Annotated in this window: 13 protein-coding genes; 4 read left to right on the top strand and 9 right to left on the bottom strand. The window is 65.6% G+C overall.

All coding sequences use genetic code 11. The annotated features are described in order from the left end of the window. Positions 1–3 precede the first annotated feature (3 nt). Genes IPP90_05285 through IPP90_05270 form a run of 4 tightly spaced genes read right to left on the bottom strand, consistent with a single transcriptional unit; the run spans position 4 to position 6,856 of the window. Positions 4–1,200: an aminotransferase class V-fold PLP-dependent enzyme gene (locus IPP90_05285; GenBank protein MBL0170136.1), complete on the bottom strand. Its 1,197-nt coding sequence runs from the start codon at positions 1,198–1,200 to the stop codon at positions 4–6. Positions 1,201–1,247: 47 nt separating this feature from the next. After that, positions 1,248–4,367, bottom strand: a complete 3,120-nt coding sequence (locus IPP90_05280; GenBank protein ID MBL0170135.1) for an efflux RND transporter permease subunit — start codon at positions 4,365–4,367, stop codon at positions 1,248–1,250. 3 nt (positions 4,368–4,370) lie between these two features. After that, a complete protein-coding gene (locus IPP90_05275) occupies positions 4,371–5,567 on the bottom strand; it encodes an efflux RND transporter periplasmic adaptor subunit (protein MBL0170134.1) in 1,197 nt (398 codons plus the stop codon). 2 nt (positions 5,568–5,569) lie between these two features. Then, positions 5,570–6,856, bottom strand: a complete 1,287-nt coding sequence (locus IPP90_05270) for a TolC family protein (GenBank protein MBL0170133.1) — start codon at positions 6,854–6,856, stop codon at positions 5,570–5,572. 213 nt (positions 6,857–7,069) lie between these two features. On the opposite strand from IPP90_05270, the gene IPP90_05265 reads away from it, so the two are divergent. Further along, on the top strand, positions 7,070–7,417 hold the full coding sequence (locus IPP90_05265; protein MBL0170132.1) for a hypothetical protein: 348 nt from the start codon (positions 7,070–7,072) through the stop codon (positions 7,415–7,417). A gap of 39 nt (positions 7,418–7,456) precedes the next feature. Here IPP90_05265 and IPP90_05260 read toward each other — a convergent pair whose 3' ends face one another. Beyond that, positions 7,457–8,854 (bottom strand): HAMP domain-containing histidine kinase, encoded by a 1,398-nt coding sequence (locus IPP90_05260; GenBank protein ID MBL0170131.1) that lies wholly within the window; start codon positions 8,852–8,854, stop codon positions 7,457–7,459. Next, on the bottom strand, positions 8,851–9,534 hold the full coding sequence (locus IPP90_05255; GenBank protein MBL0170130.1) for a response regulator transcription factor: 684 nt from the start codon (positions 9,532–9,534) through the stop codon (positions 8,851–8,853). The genes IPP90_05260 and IPP90_05255 overlap by 4 nt, the downstream gene beginning before the upstream one ends. Before the next feature lie 68 nt (positions 9,535–9,602). Here IPP90_05255 and IPP90_05250 point away from each other — a divergent pair, with 68 nt between their 5' ends. Further along, positions 9,603–10,760, top strand: a complete 1,158-nt coding sequence (locus IPP90_05250) for a patatin-like phospholipase family protein (protein MBL0170129.1) — start codon at positions 9,603–9,605, stop codon at positions 10,758–10,760. An 84-nt stretch (positions 10,761–10,844) separates the two neighbouring features. Next, positions 10,845–13,595, top strand: a complete 2,751-nt coding sequence (gene acnA / locus IPP90_05245) for an aconitate hydratase AcnA (protein ID MBL0170128.1) — start codon at positions 10,845–10,847, stop codon at positions 13,593–13,595. Between the two features lie 301 nt (positions 13,596–13,896). Here acnA and IPP90_05240 read toward each other — a convergent pair whose 3' ends face one another. The 3 genes from IPP90_05240 to IPP90_05230 are packed head-to-tail and all read right to left on the bottom strand — an operon-like array spanning position 13,897 to position 15,841. Further along, positions 13,897–14,610: a hypothetical protein gene (locus tag IPP90_05240; protein ID MBL0170127.1), complete on the bottom strand. Its 714-nt coding sequence runs from the start codon at positions 14,608–14,610 to the stop codon at positions 13,897–13,899. Then, a complete protein-coding gene (locus IPP90_05235; protein MBL0170126.1) occupies positions 14,610–14,855 on the bottom strand; it encodes a hypothetical protein in 246 nt (81 codons plus the stop codon). The genes IPP90_05240 and IPP90_05235 overlap by 1 nt, the downstream gene beginning before the upstream one ends. After that, entirely contained in the window at positions 14,822–15,841 is a 1,020-nt protein-coding gene (locus IPP90_05230) for a hypothetical protein (GenBank protein ID MBL0170125.1), read from the bottom strand. Before IPP90_05230 ends, IPP90_05235 begins: the two co-directional genes overlap by 34 nt. Before the next feature lie 109 nt (positions 15,842–15,950). Between IPP90_05230 and IPP90_05225 the strand changes: the two genes are divergently transcribed. Next, positions 15,951–16,436 carry a MarR family transcriptional regulator gene (locus IPP90_05225; protein ID MBL0170124.1) on the top strand — a complete coding sequence of 162 codons (486 nt, stop codon included), beginning with the start codon at positions 15,951–15,953 and terminating at the stop codon, positions 16,434–16,436. The last annotated feature ends 24 nt before the right edge of the window (positions 16,437–16,460 follow it).

The following is a 16,460-nucleotide window of genomic DNA, read 5'->3' as shown; positions in this document are numbered from 1 at the left end:
CGGTCAGGTCACGGTGGAATGCACGCCCGTGAATTGCGCCCACGCGCCGTTGTCGAGGATGTCATCGATGGCCTCCACACAGGCCACCAGTTCGTCATCCGTCGTGTAGAAGTGTGGTGCCACGCGAATGCCGGCGCCCGGCCGATAGTCAATGACCACGTTGCGCGCCAGCAGTGCGCGCGCCACATCGGCCGCGTGCGGCACGTCGAACGCCACCGTGCCGCCACGACGCTCGGCCTCCCGCGGCGCACTCACGCGCCAGCCGCGCGTATCGGCTGCGTCGATCAACCAGGCCGTCTGTCGTATGCTCTTGGCGCGAATGGACGCCATCCCCGCCTCGGCAATCAACCGCGGGCCTTCCATCCCGGCAAACAGGGCCGGAACCACTGGTGTCCCCCCCAGCCAGCGCCAGCTGCCGGACGCCGGCTCCATCGCATCGGCAAACGCAAACGGGGTGCGGTGCGCCTGCCATCCCGTGAGTGCCGGGGCAAACCGCTCGCTGGCCGACGCCGACGCGTACAAGAAGCAGCCGCCCGGTCCACCGCACAACCACTTGAGCACTCCACCGCACAGGAAATCCACACCCAGCGCCTGCACGTCCACCGGCATCACCCCAACGCTGTGGTACGCGTCCAGTGCCACCACGGCGCCCACCTCGCGGGCCCGCGCGCACACGGCGGCCACATCCAGCACATAGGCCGAACGAAACAGCACATGCGAAATGGCCACCAGCCGTGTGCGTTCGGTGATGGCCGCCAGCAACCGGTCCATCGGAATGCCAATACCGTCGTCGCTTGGCACCACGGTGACGCGCGCACCCAATCGCGGCGCCAGTGCATCATACGCATACCGCACCGACGGGAAGTCCAGCGCCGTCATCACCACTTCGTTGCGGGTGGCCGGAAAGTCGAGCGCGCTGAGGACGGTGCTCATGGCCTGCGTGACGGTGGGGACCATCACCACGTTACCGGTTGCCGCGCCAATCAGGGGCGCCAGTTGCGATCCCATGGTGACTGGCAGCTCCCACCAACCCTCTGCCCACGCCCGCACGCCGCGCGTGCGCCACTGCTCGGTGTACTCGGCCAGTTTGTCGGGCACCGTGCGTGGCATGGCGCCCAACGAGTTCGACACGAGATAGGTCGACGTCGCGAGAATCGGGAATTCGTCGCGGAAACGGAGGAGCGGGTCGGCAGTGGACACGCACGAAAGGTGCTTGAGAAGTGCGGGCTGGAGAAGGGACGTGTGCCCTACGCCGGCAGAATCCGGCCCGTCGCCGGCACACCGTCTCCCCCCTTCCGAGCCCGCCGCGCCTCTCGCCGATCTTCCAGGGCCCGATACAGCACCGGCAGCACGAACAACGTCAGCACGGTGCTGGTGATCAAACCGCCGATCACCACACTGGCCAGCGGGCGCTGTACCTCACTCCCGGGACTGGTCGAGAACGCCATGGGAACGAAGCCGAGACTCGCGACCAGCGCCGTCATCAGGACCGGGCGCAGCCGGTCGGTGGAGCCGCGCCGGACACGCGCCAACACATCGTGACCATCATGCGGATCGCGACGCAAATGATTGAGATGCTCCACCAAGACGATGCCGTTCAACACCGCGATGCCGAAGAGGGCTATGAAGCCGATGCTCGCCGACAGGTTCAGGTTCAAGCCGCGCAACCAGAGGGCGGCGATGCCACCCACCAAGGCGAAGGGCACGTTGGAGAGCACCAACAGCGCCTGGGCGACCGAGCGAAAGGACAGATAGAGGAGTCCGAAGATCAGCAGCAGCGCCGCCGGCACGACGATTGTCAGTCGACGCATGGCGCGCTGCTGGTTCTCGTACTGTCCACCCCACTCGAGAAACACGCCCGCCGGCATCGGCACTTGCGCGGCCACGCGGGCGCGCACGTCTTCAACGAACCCCCCGAGATCGCGCCCCCGGACGTTACTCAGCACCAGTGCACGACGTTGCGCGTCCTCGTGCCCGATCATTTCCGGACCGGTGGCGGTGGTGATGTCCGCCACGGCCGACAACGGCACGAGTTCTCCGCCCGGCGCGCGTAGCGTGAGCGCGCGCAGGGCGGTCGCGTCACGTCGCGACGCATCGGGCATTCGCACGACGATGTCCACGCGGCGAAAGCCATCGATGAGTTCGGCCGCCGCCTGCGAGCCCATCGCCAGTTCGATCGCATCGCGCACGTCGGCCACCGAGAGGCCGTACTGCGCCAGGGCTTCTCGGCGCACCTGCATCCGAACCTGACCGGAGCCTTCGGCAATTTCCACCCCCACATCGGCGGCGCCAGGGACACCTGCCACCACCCGTCGAATCCGTTCCGCCAACGACTGGTTCTGCTGCAGATCCGGACCGACGACTTTGATCCCCAGGTCCGTACGAATGCCACTCTCCGCTTCGTCGAGTCGCATCGCCAGCGGTTGCGTGAACGAAATCCACAGTCCCGGAACCACGCGGAGCGCGGAATCGAACGCGGCAATCAGACCGTCCGGATCACGCGCGGTCGTCCACTCGTCACGCGCCTTGAGTATGACGTACAGGTCCCCTTCAAAGAGTCCCATGGCCTCGGTGGCCAGATCCGGGCGCCCTTCCTTGGTCACGACGGTCACCACTTCCGGGAACCGTTTCACGATGCGCTCGGCCGCCAACGACAGTCGCGTCGCATCGTCCAACGACACACTCGGCAACCGTCGCGTGTTGATCAGGATGGACCCTTCATCGAGCTTGGGCATGAACTCGGTACCGATCTGCGACAGCGAGCCCACCGACACCGCAATCAGGAGCACGGCCACCCCGACCACCGCGCGCGGCCGCCTCAAGACCCGATCGAGCGCGCCGCCGTACCGGGTCGTCAGCGATGTCAACCACGCGGCGGGCACCGCCTCACCACTGCGCAGCGCCCAGCCCGAGACCGCCGGCACATAGGTGAGTGCCAACAACAGACTGCCCAACACGGCGCACACGACGGTGAACGCCATGGGTTTGAACATGCGTCCCTCCATCCCGTCCAACGTGAAAATCGGGATGTACACCGCCACGATGATCGCGATGCCAAAGAGGATCGGGCGACCCACCTCCACGGCGGCGCGTTCGAAGAGACCAAGCCGGTGGGTATCGTGGTGGTGCTCCATGCGGCGAATGAAGCTCTCCACCATGACCACTGACGCATCCACAATGAGCCCGAAGTCGAGCGCGCCAAGGCTCATCAGGTTCGCCGAATAGCCAAACACGGCCATCCCGGCGAACGCAAACAGCATGGACAACGGAATGACCGACGCCACAATAAGCGCCGCGCGAACATTGCGGAGAAACAGGAACAGCACGGCAATCACCAGAATGCCGCCTTCCAGCAGATTCTTCACGATCGTCACGGTCGTGCGGCTCACCAGCTCCGTTTGATCATAGAACGGCGTGATCGTGACGTGTGCCGGGAGGGCCTTCTGAATCTCCACCATGCGGGCCTTCACGGCCGCAATCACCTTGCGGGAATCGGCGCCTTGCAGCTTGAGGATCATCCCGCTGACCACTTCCCCCTGTCCGTCCTTGGTCACTGCGCCGTTTCGCGGCAGCGCGCCCAGCCGAACGGAGGCCACATCACCCACGCGTACCGACGCGCCCCCCTGTGCGATCACGACGATTCGCTCGATCTCCGCCATGTTCTCCACGCGACCCAATCCGCGCAGCGTGTAACGCTCGCCGCCCTGTTCCAGATAACTGCCGCCAAACGCCATCGTGTTCCGGGACAGCGCCGCGTGAACGTCGGCCAGCGTGAGGCGACGCGCCGTCAGTCGGACGGGATCCACGACCACTTCGATGCGTTCGATCAGTCCACCCCACGTATTCACCTCGGACACACCCGGGAGTGTGCGCAATCGCGGGCGCACGGTGTAGTCCTGCAACGTCTTCAATTGCGTCAGCGACAGCGAATCGCTTGACAACACATATTGATACAGTTCGCCCATCGGCGTGGAGACGGGTCCGAGCGCGGGTTCGACGCCATCAGGAAGTGCGCCCTTGGCATCACTCAGCCGTTGCTGCACCAACTGACGGGCGAAATACACATTCGTGCCGTCCGGGAATGGCACCGTGATCAGCGACAGCCCGAACTTCGACACCGAGCGTACATTTTCCGCCCCGGGCAGTCCCATCAGCGACGACTCCACCGGATACGTCACCAATCGTTCCACTTCCTCAGGCGCCATACCCGGAGCCACCGTGATGACTTCGACCCGGGTGCCGGTAAGATCGGGATATGCGTCGAAGGGAAGCCGCTGCAAGGCGAACAGTCCCGCGGCAACGATCAGGAGCGCGCCACCGATGACAACGCCGCGGCGATGCAGCGCAAAATGGATGAGCCTCTGCATGAACTACTCCACGCCTCCGGTTCGCCGCTTGAGGAGTTCAGCCTTGGCAATGGCCGCGCTGCCAACCAGGACCGGACGTCCCACCCCAACACCCGACAGCAATTCGACACGATCTCCCGTTCGGCGCCCCACGCGGACCGGCACCGCTTCGATGAACATCCCGGCGCCGCGAGGTTCCGTGGCGATCACGATCGTGTCGCCTTCCATCGCCTGAAGGGCCGCAGCGGGCACGACCACGGCTGGGGTGCCGCCACTCCCGATCACTTCCGCCTGGGCAAACGATTCGGCCCGACCGATGCGAACGCGTCCTCGCGGCGTCGCCAAGACCTCGATGGTTCGCGTCAGGGTATCGACGGTCGGCGCGACCCGCGTCACAACCGCATCGTGATGCTGCAGGGGATCGTCGGTGAGCGTGTACTGCACGGTCGCGCCCACGCGCACGCCTTGTGCTGCGGTCTCGCCCAGGCGCAGTTGCAGGATCAGGCGTTCGGGATTGCCGACCGTGACCAGCGGAGACCCGGGGAGCACGACCGTTCCCGGTTGCGCGTCACGCGTGATCACGATACCCGCAATCGGTGTCCGGATCAGGACATCGTGCGGATCGGCGTTGGGCGGAACCGGTCCGCCGCCGACCAGGTGCTCGACCAACGCTTCCGCGCGCTCGCGCTCGGCGACCGCTTGCTGCTGCATGGCGTCGGCCGACACGCGGGCGGCATCCGCCCGTTCCACTTCGGCGCGCGACATCGCCTTGGCCTCCAGCAGGCGATGCGCCCGATCCGCGGCGGATATCGCCACGCTCCGCGCCGCGTCCGCGGCAGTGACCTGCGCGCGGGCCGACGCCAGTGCGCCCCGCGCATCCATGATCTCGTGGCTGTGAATCATCACCAGCACGTCGCCGGCCTTCACCGCATCACCGACCCGTACCAACACATGGCTAATGCGCCCCTCGGTAATGGAGCCGATCGTCTCCACTCCTGACGGATCCAGCAGCAGTCGCGCCGGTGACATCACGGTGTTGCGCCACGGGAGCGTGCGAACCGTGTCGATGGTGAATCCCGCGATGGCGACCGCATCGGCCGACAGGGTGGCGGTATCCGGATGTACCGCGGTGGGCGGTGCGTCGGCGGGTGTGCTGCTCCCGCCACCGCAGGCCATCAACGCGGGGGCAAGCATCCAGGACAGTCGTGTGGAACGTCGCATTGTCAGCGTGAGGTAGAGGGCAGTGCCGCTCGCAGCGGCAAGTCGAGTGGGCTGTCGGTATCGAGCCGCACACCCAGTGCGCGTTCCAATTCAAGTCGGGTCAGCCACGCATCAACCGTCCAGCGAAGGTGCGCGGACATCGCGTCGGCCGCGGCGCGTTCAGCGTCCAGCAATTCCACAAGCGACGCATGACCCTCGCGATAGGCGGCACGGGCAATCGACGCGACCTCGCGGCCACGCGGGGCAAACGTCGCGGCATCGGCGGCGTTGGTCCGCACCTCGAGGTACGCCGTCAACGCCGCGATCGCATCGGCCCGAACGCCAATGGCCACCTCGTCGCGCCATGCGGTGGCTTCCGCCAACTCACCGCGTGCCCGCAGCCTCGCGCCATCGTTGCGATTGAACAGCGGAAGCGGCAGGGCCAGTCCAAGTTGACCCGTCATCACGCCCGCAGTCTTCTTGCTGCCACCTTGCAACTGCCAGTCCCCCAAGGCGCCACGCTGTTCCGTGCTCAGCCGCGCTTGCGCCTCACGAATCCCGGCCTCACGAGCCGTCAGCTCGGGACGAGCGCGTGCCGCCAGGTCTCGGGCCTCTGCACTGTCGGGGGCATTGGGCAACGATGGAGCCACGAGCTCGCCCACGCGTGGCAACTCGCGATCCGAGACGCCAAGCACGCGCGACAACTCGGCCCGCGCTCGCGCCAGATCGCCGACCGCCGCGGAGAGCGCCACCCGCACGCGGTCAGCCTCAAGTCGGGACCGCAAGGCCGCGCCGTCGGCAATGAGTCCCTCACGTGCCCGCGTGGAGTCCGTCCGCGCCACCTCCATCAGCGCGTCGGCTTGTGCCCGTGCAATGAGGACCTGCTCGCCGGCAGCGGCTGTGCGCACCCACGCACGCGCCACCCGAAGCTCCGCGTCTCGGCGATCCGCCACGCCGTCCGCAGATGCCCGATCGGCTGCCGCGCCACCCGTGCGGCGCATCGCCAGTCGGCGACCCGTGACATCGAATGGCAGATAGAGGGTCGCGAAGATATCCGGCGACAAGACGCTCCCCAGATTTTCGCGTCGGTATTCAATCGTCGGATTGAGGAACTGGCCGGCTTCGCGGGCGCGACCGAGGGCGACATCACGGCGCGCATCGGCCGCACGAAGCCCCGGTGCAGTTTCGCGCGCCAGACGCATCGCCCCCTGCAGATCGAGGGCATCGGCAGGGCGTGCCACCTGGGCACGTCCCACGTGCGGCACCGTGAAGCACGCGGCGAGCAGCAGGACGTGTGTGATCCACGACACGCGCCGTTGGCAAGGGGGAGGAAATGGAAGTCCGATCATTGGGCCAACGTACCACGCGTTGATGAACGCCCGATGAATGTTCTGCGATTGGCACAACCGTCACAGCGAGAAGCACGGTGCGAAATGGCGTTCAAGAACACCTGCCCCCAAGCCGATGAACAGCAAAGGTGCCCGAGTGGATGCCGACGCCGTTGTCCCTCTCCAAATTGACCCGTGCCCGCTTATCCTACGCCCGTCATCGCCAACACGGCGATCGGCCAGACCCCGCCCGCCCTCGATCCGCTGGGACGCATTGTGCGCGCCTACGATCGGGCGATCCGCGCCTGCGAGTCATTCGATCACACGGCCGCGCGGGAGGCCATTGGACTGCTCCGCGCGGCGCTGGAGTTGGACAGCCCGGCATCCCGCGGGTTTGACGCGCTGTACGCGTGGTGCGAAGAGGCCGTCGATGGTCGCGACTTCGTTGGGCCGGCACGCACACTGCGGTCACTGCGCGAGGCGTGGTGGCTGGCGGCGCGGCCGTCTCCGATTGCACCGCGACCCGACTGGCCCGTGTCGTAACCACGCGCGAGCGGCGCGGCATGTTCCCGCCGTCTGCCGTTACGTACTGCTCTCGAGTCGCTTCAGCGTCACTTGCGCAAGGGTCCCGGACTCCTGCGGGCGCGGTTCCACCGAAATTGATCCGCCGTGGCGCTCGACAATCCACGCCGCGATCGCCAGTCCAAGCCCACTGCCGTCAGCTCGGCGCGCCCGCGCGCGATCGCCGCGGTAGAACCGGTCGAAGAGCTGGCCCTGCTCCTCCGGGGAGATGCCAATCCCATCGTCTTCAACCGAGAGCACGACCAGCGCTTCTGTGAGGTCGACCCGGACATCCACGTAGCCGCCGGGTCTACCATATCGCAGTGCGTTATCGAGCAGAATGCCCAGCAGGCGCTGCAACAACACCGCGTTCCCACAGATTGGCGCTTCCTGCAGCACCGAACAGCGCAGCGTCGACCGCGCCTGCTCAGCATCGGCACGCCATCGATGCAACTCGTCCGTCACGACGTCATCGAGGAACAGGGGCGTCATCGCGTCCGGCGTCGCGTTGCCACTCGCGTCGGCCCGCGCCAATTGCAGCAATTCGTCCACCAGACGAGACATGCGCACCAGTTCTTCGTGGATGGCTGACAACGTTTCTGGCGGCGCACCATTCGGGTAGGCAGCCCGCGTCGCGTCGGAAGGCAGCATGGCCACCTCAACGCGACTTCGCACGCGCGCCAGTGGCGTGCGCAGTTCGTGCGCCGCATCCGCGAGGAAGCGACGCTGTTGCTGCAGGGCCGTTTCCACGCGGTCCAACAACGTGTTGAATCGGAGGCCGAGTCGACCGAGTTCATCGGTCTCGTCGTCGATGGGCAACCGTCCATGGGTCCCCGGCACAAGTTGCGACGCGGCCACGGCCATGCGCCCCACGGGACGCAACGTGCGTCCGGTAAGCCACCAGCCGGACGCGGCCGCCAGGAGCACGAGTGCCGGAATGCCCATGGCAATTCCCCGGTCGATGCGATCTTCGATGGCCTCCACACTCGCCAGGCTGACTTCAACCTCCACGTTCCAGGACGGCGCCAACGCCGGCTCCAACGCGGCGACTACGCGACGAACCGGCGCCGTGATGGGACGATGTCTGGGGCGCGGCTCCCCGACCACCGTGAACTCCGCGCCGTCGGGACGTCGAATGTGCATGACGCGGTCTTCGAAGGCCAACTCGCCCGCGATATGCGTCAGTGTCGCTTCGATCGTCTGGTACTCCGCGATCTCCACGCGAAAGAACTGACTGACCAAGGCCGCCGACGCATGGGCGGAGTTGTCCAGTTCGCGACGCAGCGCATCGCGCATGGCCAACCGCAAGACGACCGCCATCGCCAACAGTACCACCAGGAGCGTCGAGGCATACATCATGGTGACGCGCAACCGAATACGCGGGAGATGCCGATCCGCGTGCGCCGCCTCGACGCTCATTCGTCGACTCGCAGAGGCGCCATGCGATAGCCGGCTCCACGGATGGTTTCGAGCAGCGGCGTCTCGCCGTCCGGATCGATCTTGCGTCGCAGGCGCGCCACGTACACATCGATCACGTTGCTCAAGGCATCGTAATTGTCATCCCAGGCGTGTTCGCTGATGTACGATCGGCTCAGCACGCGGCCGTTGGCGCGCATCAACACCTCCAGCACGGCGTATTCCTTGGTGGTCAGCGGAATCGGGCGGGTGCCGCGATGCGCCGTGCGTGTCGCCGGATCGAGCACCAGATCGGCCACGCGCAACACCGTCTCGGCGTCCGCGTTCGGGCGTCGCAGCAGTGCCCGCAGTCGCGCCACCAACTCGCCCAGCGCATAGGGTTTCACCAGATAGTCGTCGGCACCCAGATCAAGCCCGGCGATGCGGTCCTCGACGGCATCACGTGCGGTCGCCATGAGGATTCGGGGGGCGGGTCGCCGAGTGCGGAGCGCGGTGCACAGGGCGAACCCGTCATCGTCCGGCAACCGAATGTCCAGAACGACCGCGTCATAGGGGCTGACGCCAGCGAGTGCGCGCGCCATCTTCCCCGTTGGCGCCGCATCAACCGCGAACCCTGCACTCCGCAGGTACGCCGTTGCGCTGTCCCGAAGCGTGTCGTCGTCCTCTACAAGCAGGATTCGCATGGCTGGCAATCTACAGCACCAGATGACCTCAGCATGAATGGCCGATTGAGCTCTGTCCTGGCGGACGCTTGAGCCGGACGCCCCGTTCGCGTCCGGCGATCGGCCCGGTAGCGCCCGGCCCGCGCATCGGACTGGTGTTGGGCGGCGGCGCGCTCAAGGGAATGGCGCACATCGGCGCGCTCCGCGCGCTGGAAGAAGCCGGGATTCGCCCCGCGCTGTACGCTGGCACGAGCATCGGAGCCATGATCGCTGCGGCGGCGGCCTCTGGAATGCCGGTGGCGCAGATGACTGAACGCGCCTTGCGCTTCCGTCGGCGCGATCTGTTTCGCATCAATCATTTCGGCATGCTGATGGAACGCATGCTGTCGCGCTCCATTTATCTGGAGGCACCGCTGCGCACGCTGTGCGACGAACTGGTGGCTGACGGGACCTTCAAGGATCTCGATGTCCCGCTCCTTGTAACGGCGGTTGATATCGACCGCGGCGTGCCGGTGGTTTTCGGGCGCCCCGGGCTCAACAACGTCCGGGTGCGTGACGCTATCTACGCGTCGTGCGCCCTGCCGGGCTTCTTCCCCCCCGGCGTGGTGGACGGACGCACCTGCATCGACGGGGGCACCACCGACAACCTTCCGGTGGCCATCGCCGCCCAAGGCGTCGATGCGCTGATTGCCGTAGACGTGGGGATTGCCGACGTCCCGGCGGCCTCCGGCGTCGCGGCGCAGGGGTTTGCCTCGATCTTCATGCGCGCGGCCACCATGATGATGCACGAACAACAGCAGCACGCGCTGGAGCGATGGAAGTCGCCGCCGCTGCTGCTGGTTCGCCCCAAGGTATCACATATCGGCTGGTTCAGCTTTTCGCACATCGAGGAACTGCTGGAGGTAGGCTACACCGCCACCCGCGATGCGCTGCGCGATCTGGATGCGATGCTCCGGTCGCCCGGCGGGATCTATCCCCGTCGCGAAGTGGAGATTGTCGTGGAACGCGCGCTGTGTACCGGCTGCGCATTGTGCGTGACGCGTGCCCCCGACGTGATGGCGTTGGACGCCGAGCAGAAGGCGTATCCGTTGCAACGCCGTCACGAGTGGTCGCCGGCGGACGGGGCCTTCGTCCAGTGCTGTCCGGTGGACGCCATTCAGGCCGTACCGGCGACGGACAAGTGGCGGGACGGCGTCCCGCAGCCGATATTGCAGTTAGCCTCGTCGGTACCGGGAGTCCGCAGCTAGCGGGCTCCGCGGCGCGATGAGTGGCTCCGTCCAGAACGCGTGCGACCTCCCATGGGGCCGGCGCACGCAGGACCAATCTCAATCATGTCGCATCCCAATTCGTTCAGCAGCCGCTCCACGTTGGTCGTGGGCGACCGTCAGTACGCGTACTTCCGACTGAGTGCGCTGGACGCGCTTCCCGGAAGCACCGCGCCCACCCTGCCCTTCTCGTTGCGTGTGCTGCTGGAAAACCTGCTGCGCGGCGAAGACGGTGCCTTTGTCAAGCGCGACGACGTGGCGTCACTGGCTCGCTGGAATGTGAAAGCGCCGGTGGACAAGGAAATCGCCTTTCGCACGGCACGCGTGCTGCTGCAGGATTTCACCGGTGTCCCGTGCGTGGTTGATCTCGCCGCCATGCGCGACGCCATGGTGGCACTCGGCGGCGACCCCACGCGCATCAACCCGCTGCAGCCCGTGGACCTGGTGATTGACCACTCGGTGCAGGTGGATGAATACGGCACCGAGGCCTCGCTGCTGCTCAACACGGAATTGGAGTTCGACCGCAACAACGAGCGCTACGAGTTCCTCAAATGGGGGCAGACCGCGCTTCGCAACTTCCGTGTGGTGCCACCCGGCACCGGCATTTGCCATCAGGTGAATCTCGAATATCTGGGCCAGGTGGTATTCACCACGGCCGATGGCGCGGACACGCTGGCGTATTGCGATTCGCTGGTGGGCACCGACTCGCACACCACGATGATCAACGGTCTTGGCGTGTTGGGGTGGGGGGTTGGCGGTATTGAAGCGGAAGCCGCCATGCTCGGCCAGCCGGTGAGCATGCTGATCCCCGACGTGATTGGATTTCGTCTGCATGGCAAGTTGCCGGCCGGGGCCACCGCCACCGACCTGGTGCTCACCTGCACCGAGATGCTGCGCAAGAAAAAGGTCGTCGGCAAGTTCGTGGAGTTCTACGGACCTGGGCTGTCGTCACTCGCCCTGGCCGATCGCGCCACCATCGCCAACATGGCGCCGGAGTATGGTGCCACGATGGGATTCTTTCCGGTGGACGCCGAAACACTCAAGTATCTGCATCTGTCGGGCCGCAGCGACGAACAGGTGGCGCTGGTGGAAGCGTACTGCAAGGCGCAGGGACTGTTCCGCACCGATGCCACACCCGATCCGGTGTTCACCGACACCTTGGACCTGGACTTGAGCACGGTGGTGCCCAGTCTCGCCGGTCCCAAGCGTCCGCAGGATCGCGTGCCGTTGTCGCAGAGCAAGGCGATGTATCGCGAGGCGTTGGCGGCGCAGTTGGCCACGCAGGCGGCGGCCGCCGCCGCGCCAGCAGGCAGTCCGGCCGCGACCATGGTGGCCGAAGGCGGTCCGGTGGACTCCAACGGTGGTGTGCGATGCGAGCACAAGGGCCAGAGCTTCAACCTGCAGCATGGTCACGTGGTGATCGCCGCGATCACGTCGTGCACGAACACCTCCAACCCCAGCGTCATGCTGGCCGCCGGGCTGCTGGCCAGAAACGCCGTCGCCAAGGGACTCTCCACCAAGCCGTGGGTGAAGACGTCGCTGGCACCCGGATCGAAAGTGGCCACCGATTACTTCCACAAAGCCGGCCTCATGGAGTCGCTCAACACACTCGGCTTCAATGTGGTGGGCTACGGCTGCACCACCTGCATCGGCAACTCGGGCCCGCTGCCGCCGGTCATCAGCGAGGCCATTGACAGCGGCAAGCTGAATGTAGCCGCCGTGCTGTCGGGCAACCGCAACTTCGAAGGGCGCGTGAATCCGCAAACGCGCTTCAACTACCTCGCCTCGCCGCCGCTGGTGGTGGCGTATGCACTGGCCGGTCGCATGGACATTGACATGGCCACCGAACCGCTTGGCGTCGGCACCGACGGTCCGGTGTTCCTGCGCGACATCTGGCCGTCGGCGCAGGAAATGGAAGACACCATTCTGTCCGCGGTCAAGCGCGAGCAGTTCACCACACAGTATGCGCATGCGTTTGACGGTGACGAGCATTGGCAGGCCATCGAATCGCCCGTCGGCAACCAATACGCCTGGAACAACAACTCCACGTATGTAAAGAACCCGCCGTATTTCGACGGCATGACCATGACCCCGCCAGGTATCCGCGCCATCAGTGGCGCCAGGGTGCTGGGCATGTTCGGCGATTCCATCACCACCGATCACATCTCGCCGGCAGGTTCCATTGCAGCGGCTTCACCCGCTGGCTTGTGGCTCAAGTCACTGGGCGTGGACAAGAAGGACTTCAATTCCTACGGCGCGCGTCGTGGCAATCATGAAATCATGATGCGCGGCACGTTCGCCAACATCCGCCTCAAGAACGAACTGGTGGGTGGCAAGGAAGGCTGGTGGACCGCCGCCGCGCCGGGCGCGGAACCCACCGCATTGTACGACGTGGCCATGGCGCGTCAGGCGGCGGGCACGGCGCAGATCATCATTGCCGGCAAGGAATACGGCACTGGTTCGTCACGTGATTGGGCCGCCAAAGGCACGATGTTGCTGGGTGTGCGCGCGGTGATTGCCGAAAGCTTCGAACGCATTCATCGCTCGAACCTGGTGGGCATGGGAGTGTTGCCGCTGGAGTTTGCCAACGGCGAGACACGGCAGACGCTGGGACTGACCGGCTTTGAGACGTATGACATTGCCGGCATGGACGAGTCGTTGACGCCAAGGGCCACGATGACGGTGACGGCTACGGCGGCCGATGGCAGCACGACAACGTTCAGCGCGCGCTGCCGGATTGATACGCCGGAAGAGATGCAGTACTACAGGCACGGCGGGATTCTGCCGTACGTGTTGCGGAGTTTGGTGGCCCGCTAGGTACGCGCGTGTTCGGTGCACCGCGACCGGGTCCTGCCGGTTGAGGGTAGAGCGCAGAGGGGCCGGAGGGGTGAGCAACTGAAGCGTCGAGCGTTTGAGGGCCAGCCGGCGAGGGGAGAACCAATCCTGCCCTCGCCGGCTGGCCCCTCAACGCTCAACGCTTCTGCTGCTCACCCCTTTTTCTGCTCACCGCTCCGTGCTCAGCGAACCCCAACCGTGGAGTCGACACCCTATCGTCCGCCTCTCGGGAATTCCGAAGAACCGGCCTGAACCGAATCGCTCCGTTCGCTGTCGACGCGTCCTACCGCATCGCCTTGATAAGCGGACCGGACACGCCGCCAAACATGAGCGCAATGGCGATCGTCAGAATGAGAACCAGCGCCAACATCCCCCACTTCGTCACCGGATGAACACGCCCAAGTGACCGGCGGTCGTACAGGGTCATCGCCAAACCGAAGGCGACTGTGTACACCACGGCACTGACCAGGGGATGCACGCCCACCAGATGCCCCACGCGTGAGCTGGCCGCGGCGAAGTTGCTGAGACTGGCCAGCAGCATCAGGCGCTTGTGGGTTTGCGGACTGCGCCGATGCCACAACGCCAGCGAAACCACCGCCGCAAAGAATGGAATGCGCTGGAGATTCACCAGCACCAGGAAGCCGACTTCCATCTCGCTCAGTCCAGCGGCAAGGCCTCGCGGTACCGACTGCCACACCACCATTGGCGCGGTAACTACCACCAGCAAAGCCACTACGGCAGTGAACCATCCCAGTCGTTTGTGCCAGCCTCGCCGACCGCTCACAATAAGCGACGCCTGCAGCGGGAGCAGGACATACCAGGCCGTCAGCACACTGCCGTGCACAATCAGCCACCACGGCAACGGCGCCCCCTCGAACTGCTCGCGCAGATAGAACGTGGGCGCGAAGCCGATGAGCACCCCGGCCAGCAGGATCAATGAGGAAATGAGGAAGAACTTGTCGGATCCGACGCGGGCGCTGCTCGGTGAAGTGCTCATCAGTCGTGAGTGGTGGCCAGATAGTCGACGATGGCCTTGGCCGCGCAGGCCGGGCCGTCAATACCGGCGTACAGTGCCTGCACGCGCTTCGCGGCCATGCGAAACGACGGGTCGCCTGTCAGGCGACGCGCGGCGGCGGCCACCCGCGCCTCGGTCATGTGACGCGGGCCAATGCCCAGTGCCATGCCATGTCGCACCCCCAGCCCGACGTTCAACTCCTGCTCGGGGTGCAGCGGGAATGCCATGAATGGCGTGCCGCTGCACATGGCCGTTTGCACACTGCCTTGCCCACCCATAATGCCGCCAGATCGACATGGGGCATGATGGCATGGCTCGGCAGCACCCCACTCACGATGACGTCGTCGTCCGCGAGGTTGGCGAGGTCGTGAATGGTGGCGCCGACAATTACCCGCAGTCCGGCGGCGCGCACTCCGGCAACGACGCGCCGGATGAACGCGGGCGTTGAGGAACTGAGCGCCACGTAGGCGGTGGGACGACTGCCGTCGAGATAGGGCTGTACCGCCGTCGGCACGGGCACGTCGAGCTGTGCGTGGAGTGGACCAGTGTACTGAAGCCGAGTTCCCGACCTGTAGCCGGCGCAATCGTTGGGTCGCCACGCCTGCATTTCGTTGGTCGGAATGCCCAGCACTTCAGGTACGTCTGTCACCAATGTGAGATCGCCAAGCATCAGCGCCGCCAGACTCGGCACTGGTTCCACACCCAACTCGGCGGCGACTTCGTTGAGAAAGGCAACCGGCTGCCGCATGCGAGGCGCCCCGTTGTTGGCCATCCAGCGCAGCAGGAATTTCGGCAGCCAGTCCAGTGCCGGCACCGCCGCCTGGGTGGGAATTGGCGCCAATCCACGCTCCAACACTGGTGGCACATACGACCCGCCGTGCGATGTGGCGAGGGGTATGCCGGCCACGCGTGACGACAGGTACAGGCTCAGCGTGAAGCCGATCACCGCCATCGTGGCGCCGTGTTCCCTCAGAAACGTCACTTCACTGCGCACGCTCTCGCGCAGTTCGTCAGCGGACTGCAACCGTGCGCCGGGTTTTCCCAGGCTGATGATGCCCTGCAGATACTCCGTGCAGCGTGCCGCATCCATCGCGGGGGTCAGCAGCGTATACGGAATTCCGGCGTTGTCCAGCACCTGCGTATACGGTCCGCCGTGCGTGGCAATGCACACGCGCTCGCCGCGCGCCTGTAGCGCGGTGGCAATGGCCAGCATGCGCGATGTTTCCGATAGGAACCCGCAATGAGGAAATAGCGCGATCACGGTCGCTCCACGGCTGGTGCCCACGGGAAGGAACTGACTATATTAAGGTAACATATTACCTATGTCCAGACGCCAGCGTACCATTGTCCTCGGGCTTCCCAGTCCGCTCACTCCCGATGCCCGTCGGGTGCTGCTGTTTCGGCTGCTCCTCGCCAACGCGCACGAACTGCGCACGCGCATGGACCGGCTGCTCGCCGAGAGCGGTTTGACCACGCAGCAGGCGATGCTGCTGCAGGTGCTGCAGGGCGAACCCGAGCCGCCAACGTTGACGGGGTTTGCCGCGCGCCTCTCCATGAGCCATCAGAATCTCAAGCAGATCGCGACGGCCCTGGCGCGGAAGGGCTTCATCGAGATCGTGGCAGACAGGTCAGACGCCCGCGTGCGTCGCCTGCGGCTCACGGCGCGCCACACACAACTCTGGCAGCAACGGAATTCCGGCGATCATGCCGAGGTGATGTCGTGGACCAGCGCGTTGCCGGATCGCGAGGTCAGCGCGGTGGTGAAGACGTTGGACGCATTGCTCGGGTCGTTGCGAAGTGAATCCTGACGAGCGGTTGCTGCCGGCCAGTTC

This window comes from Gemmatimonadaceae bacterium (genome assembly GCA_016720905.1).
Taxonomy (GTDB): Bacteria; Gemmatimonadota; Gemmatimonadetes; order Gemmatimonadales; family Gemmatimonadaceae; genus Gemmatimonas.
The sequence above is the reverse complement of the archived record's forward strand: the minus strand, read 5'-3'. Positions and strand labels throughout refer to the sequence as shown.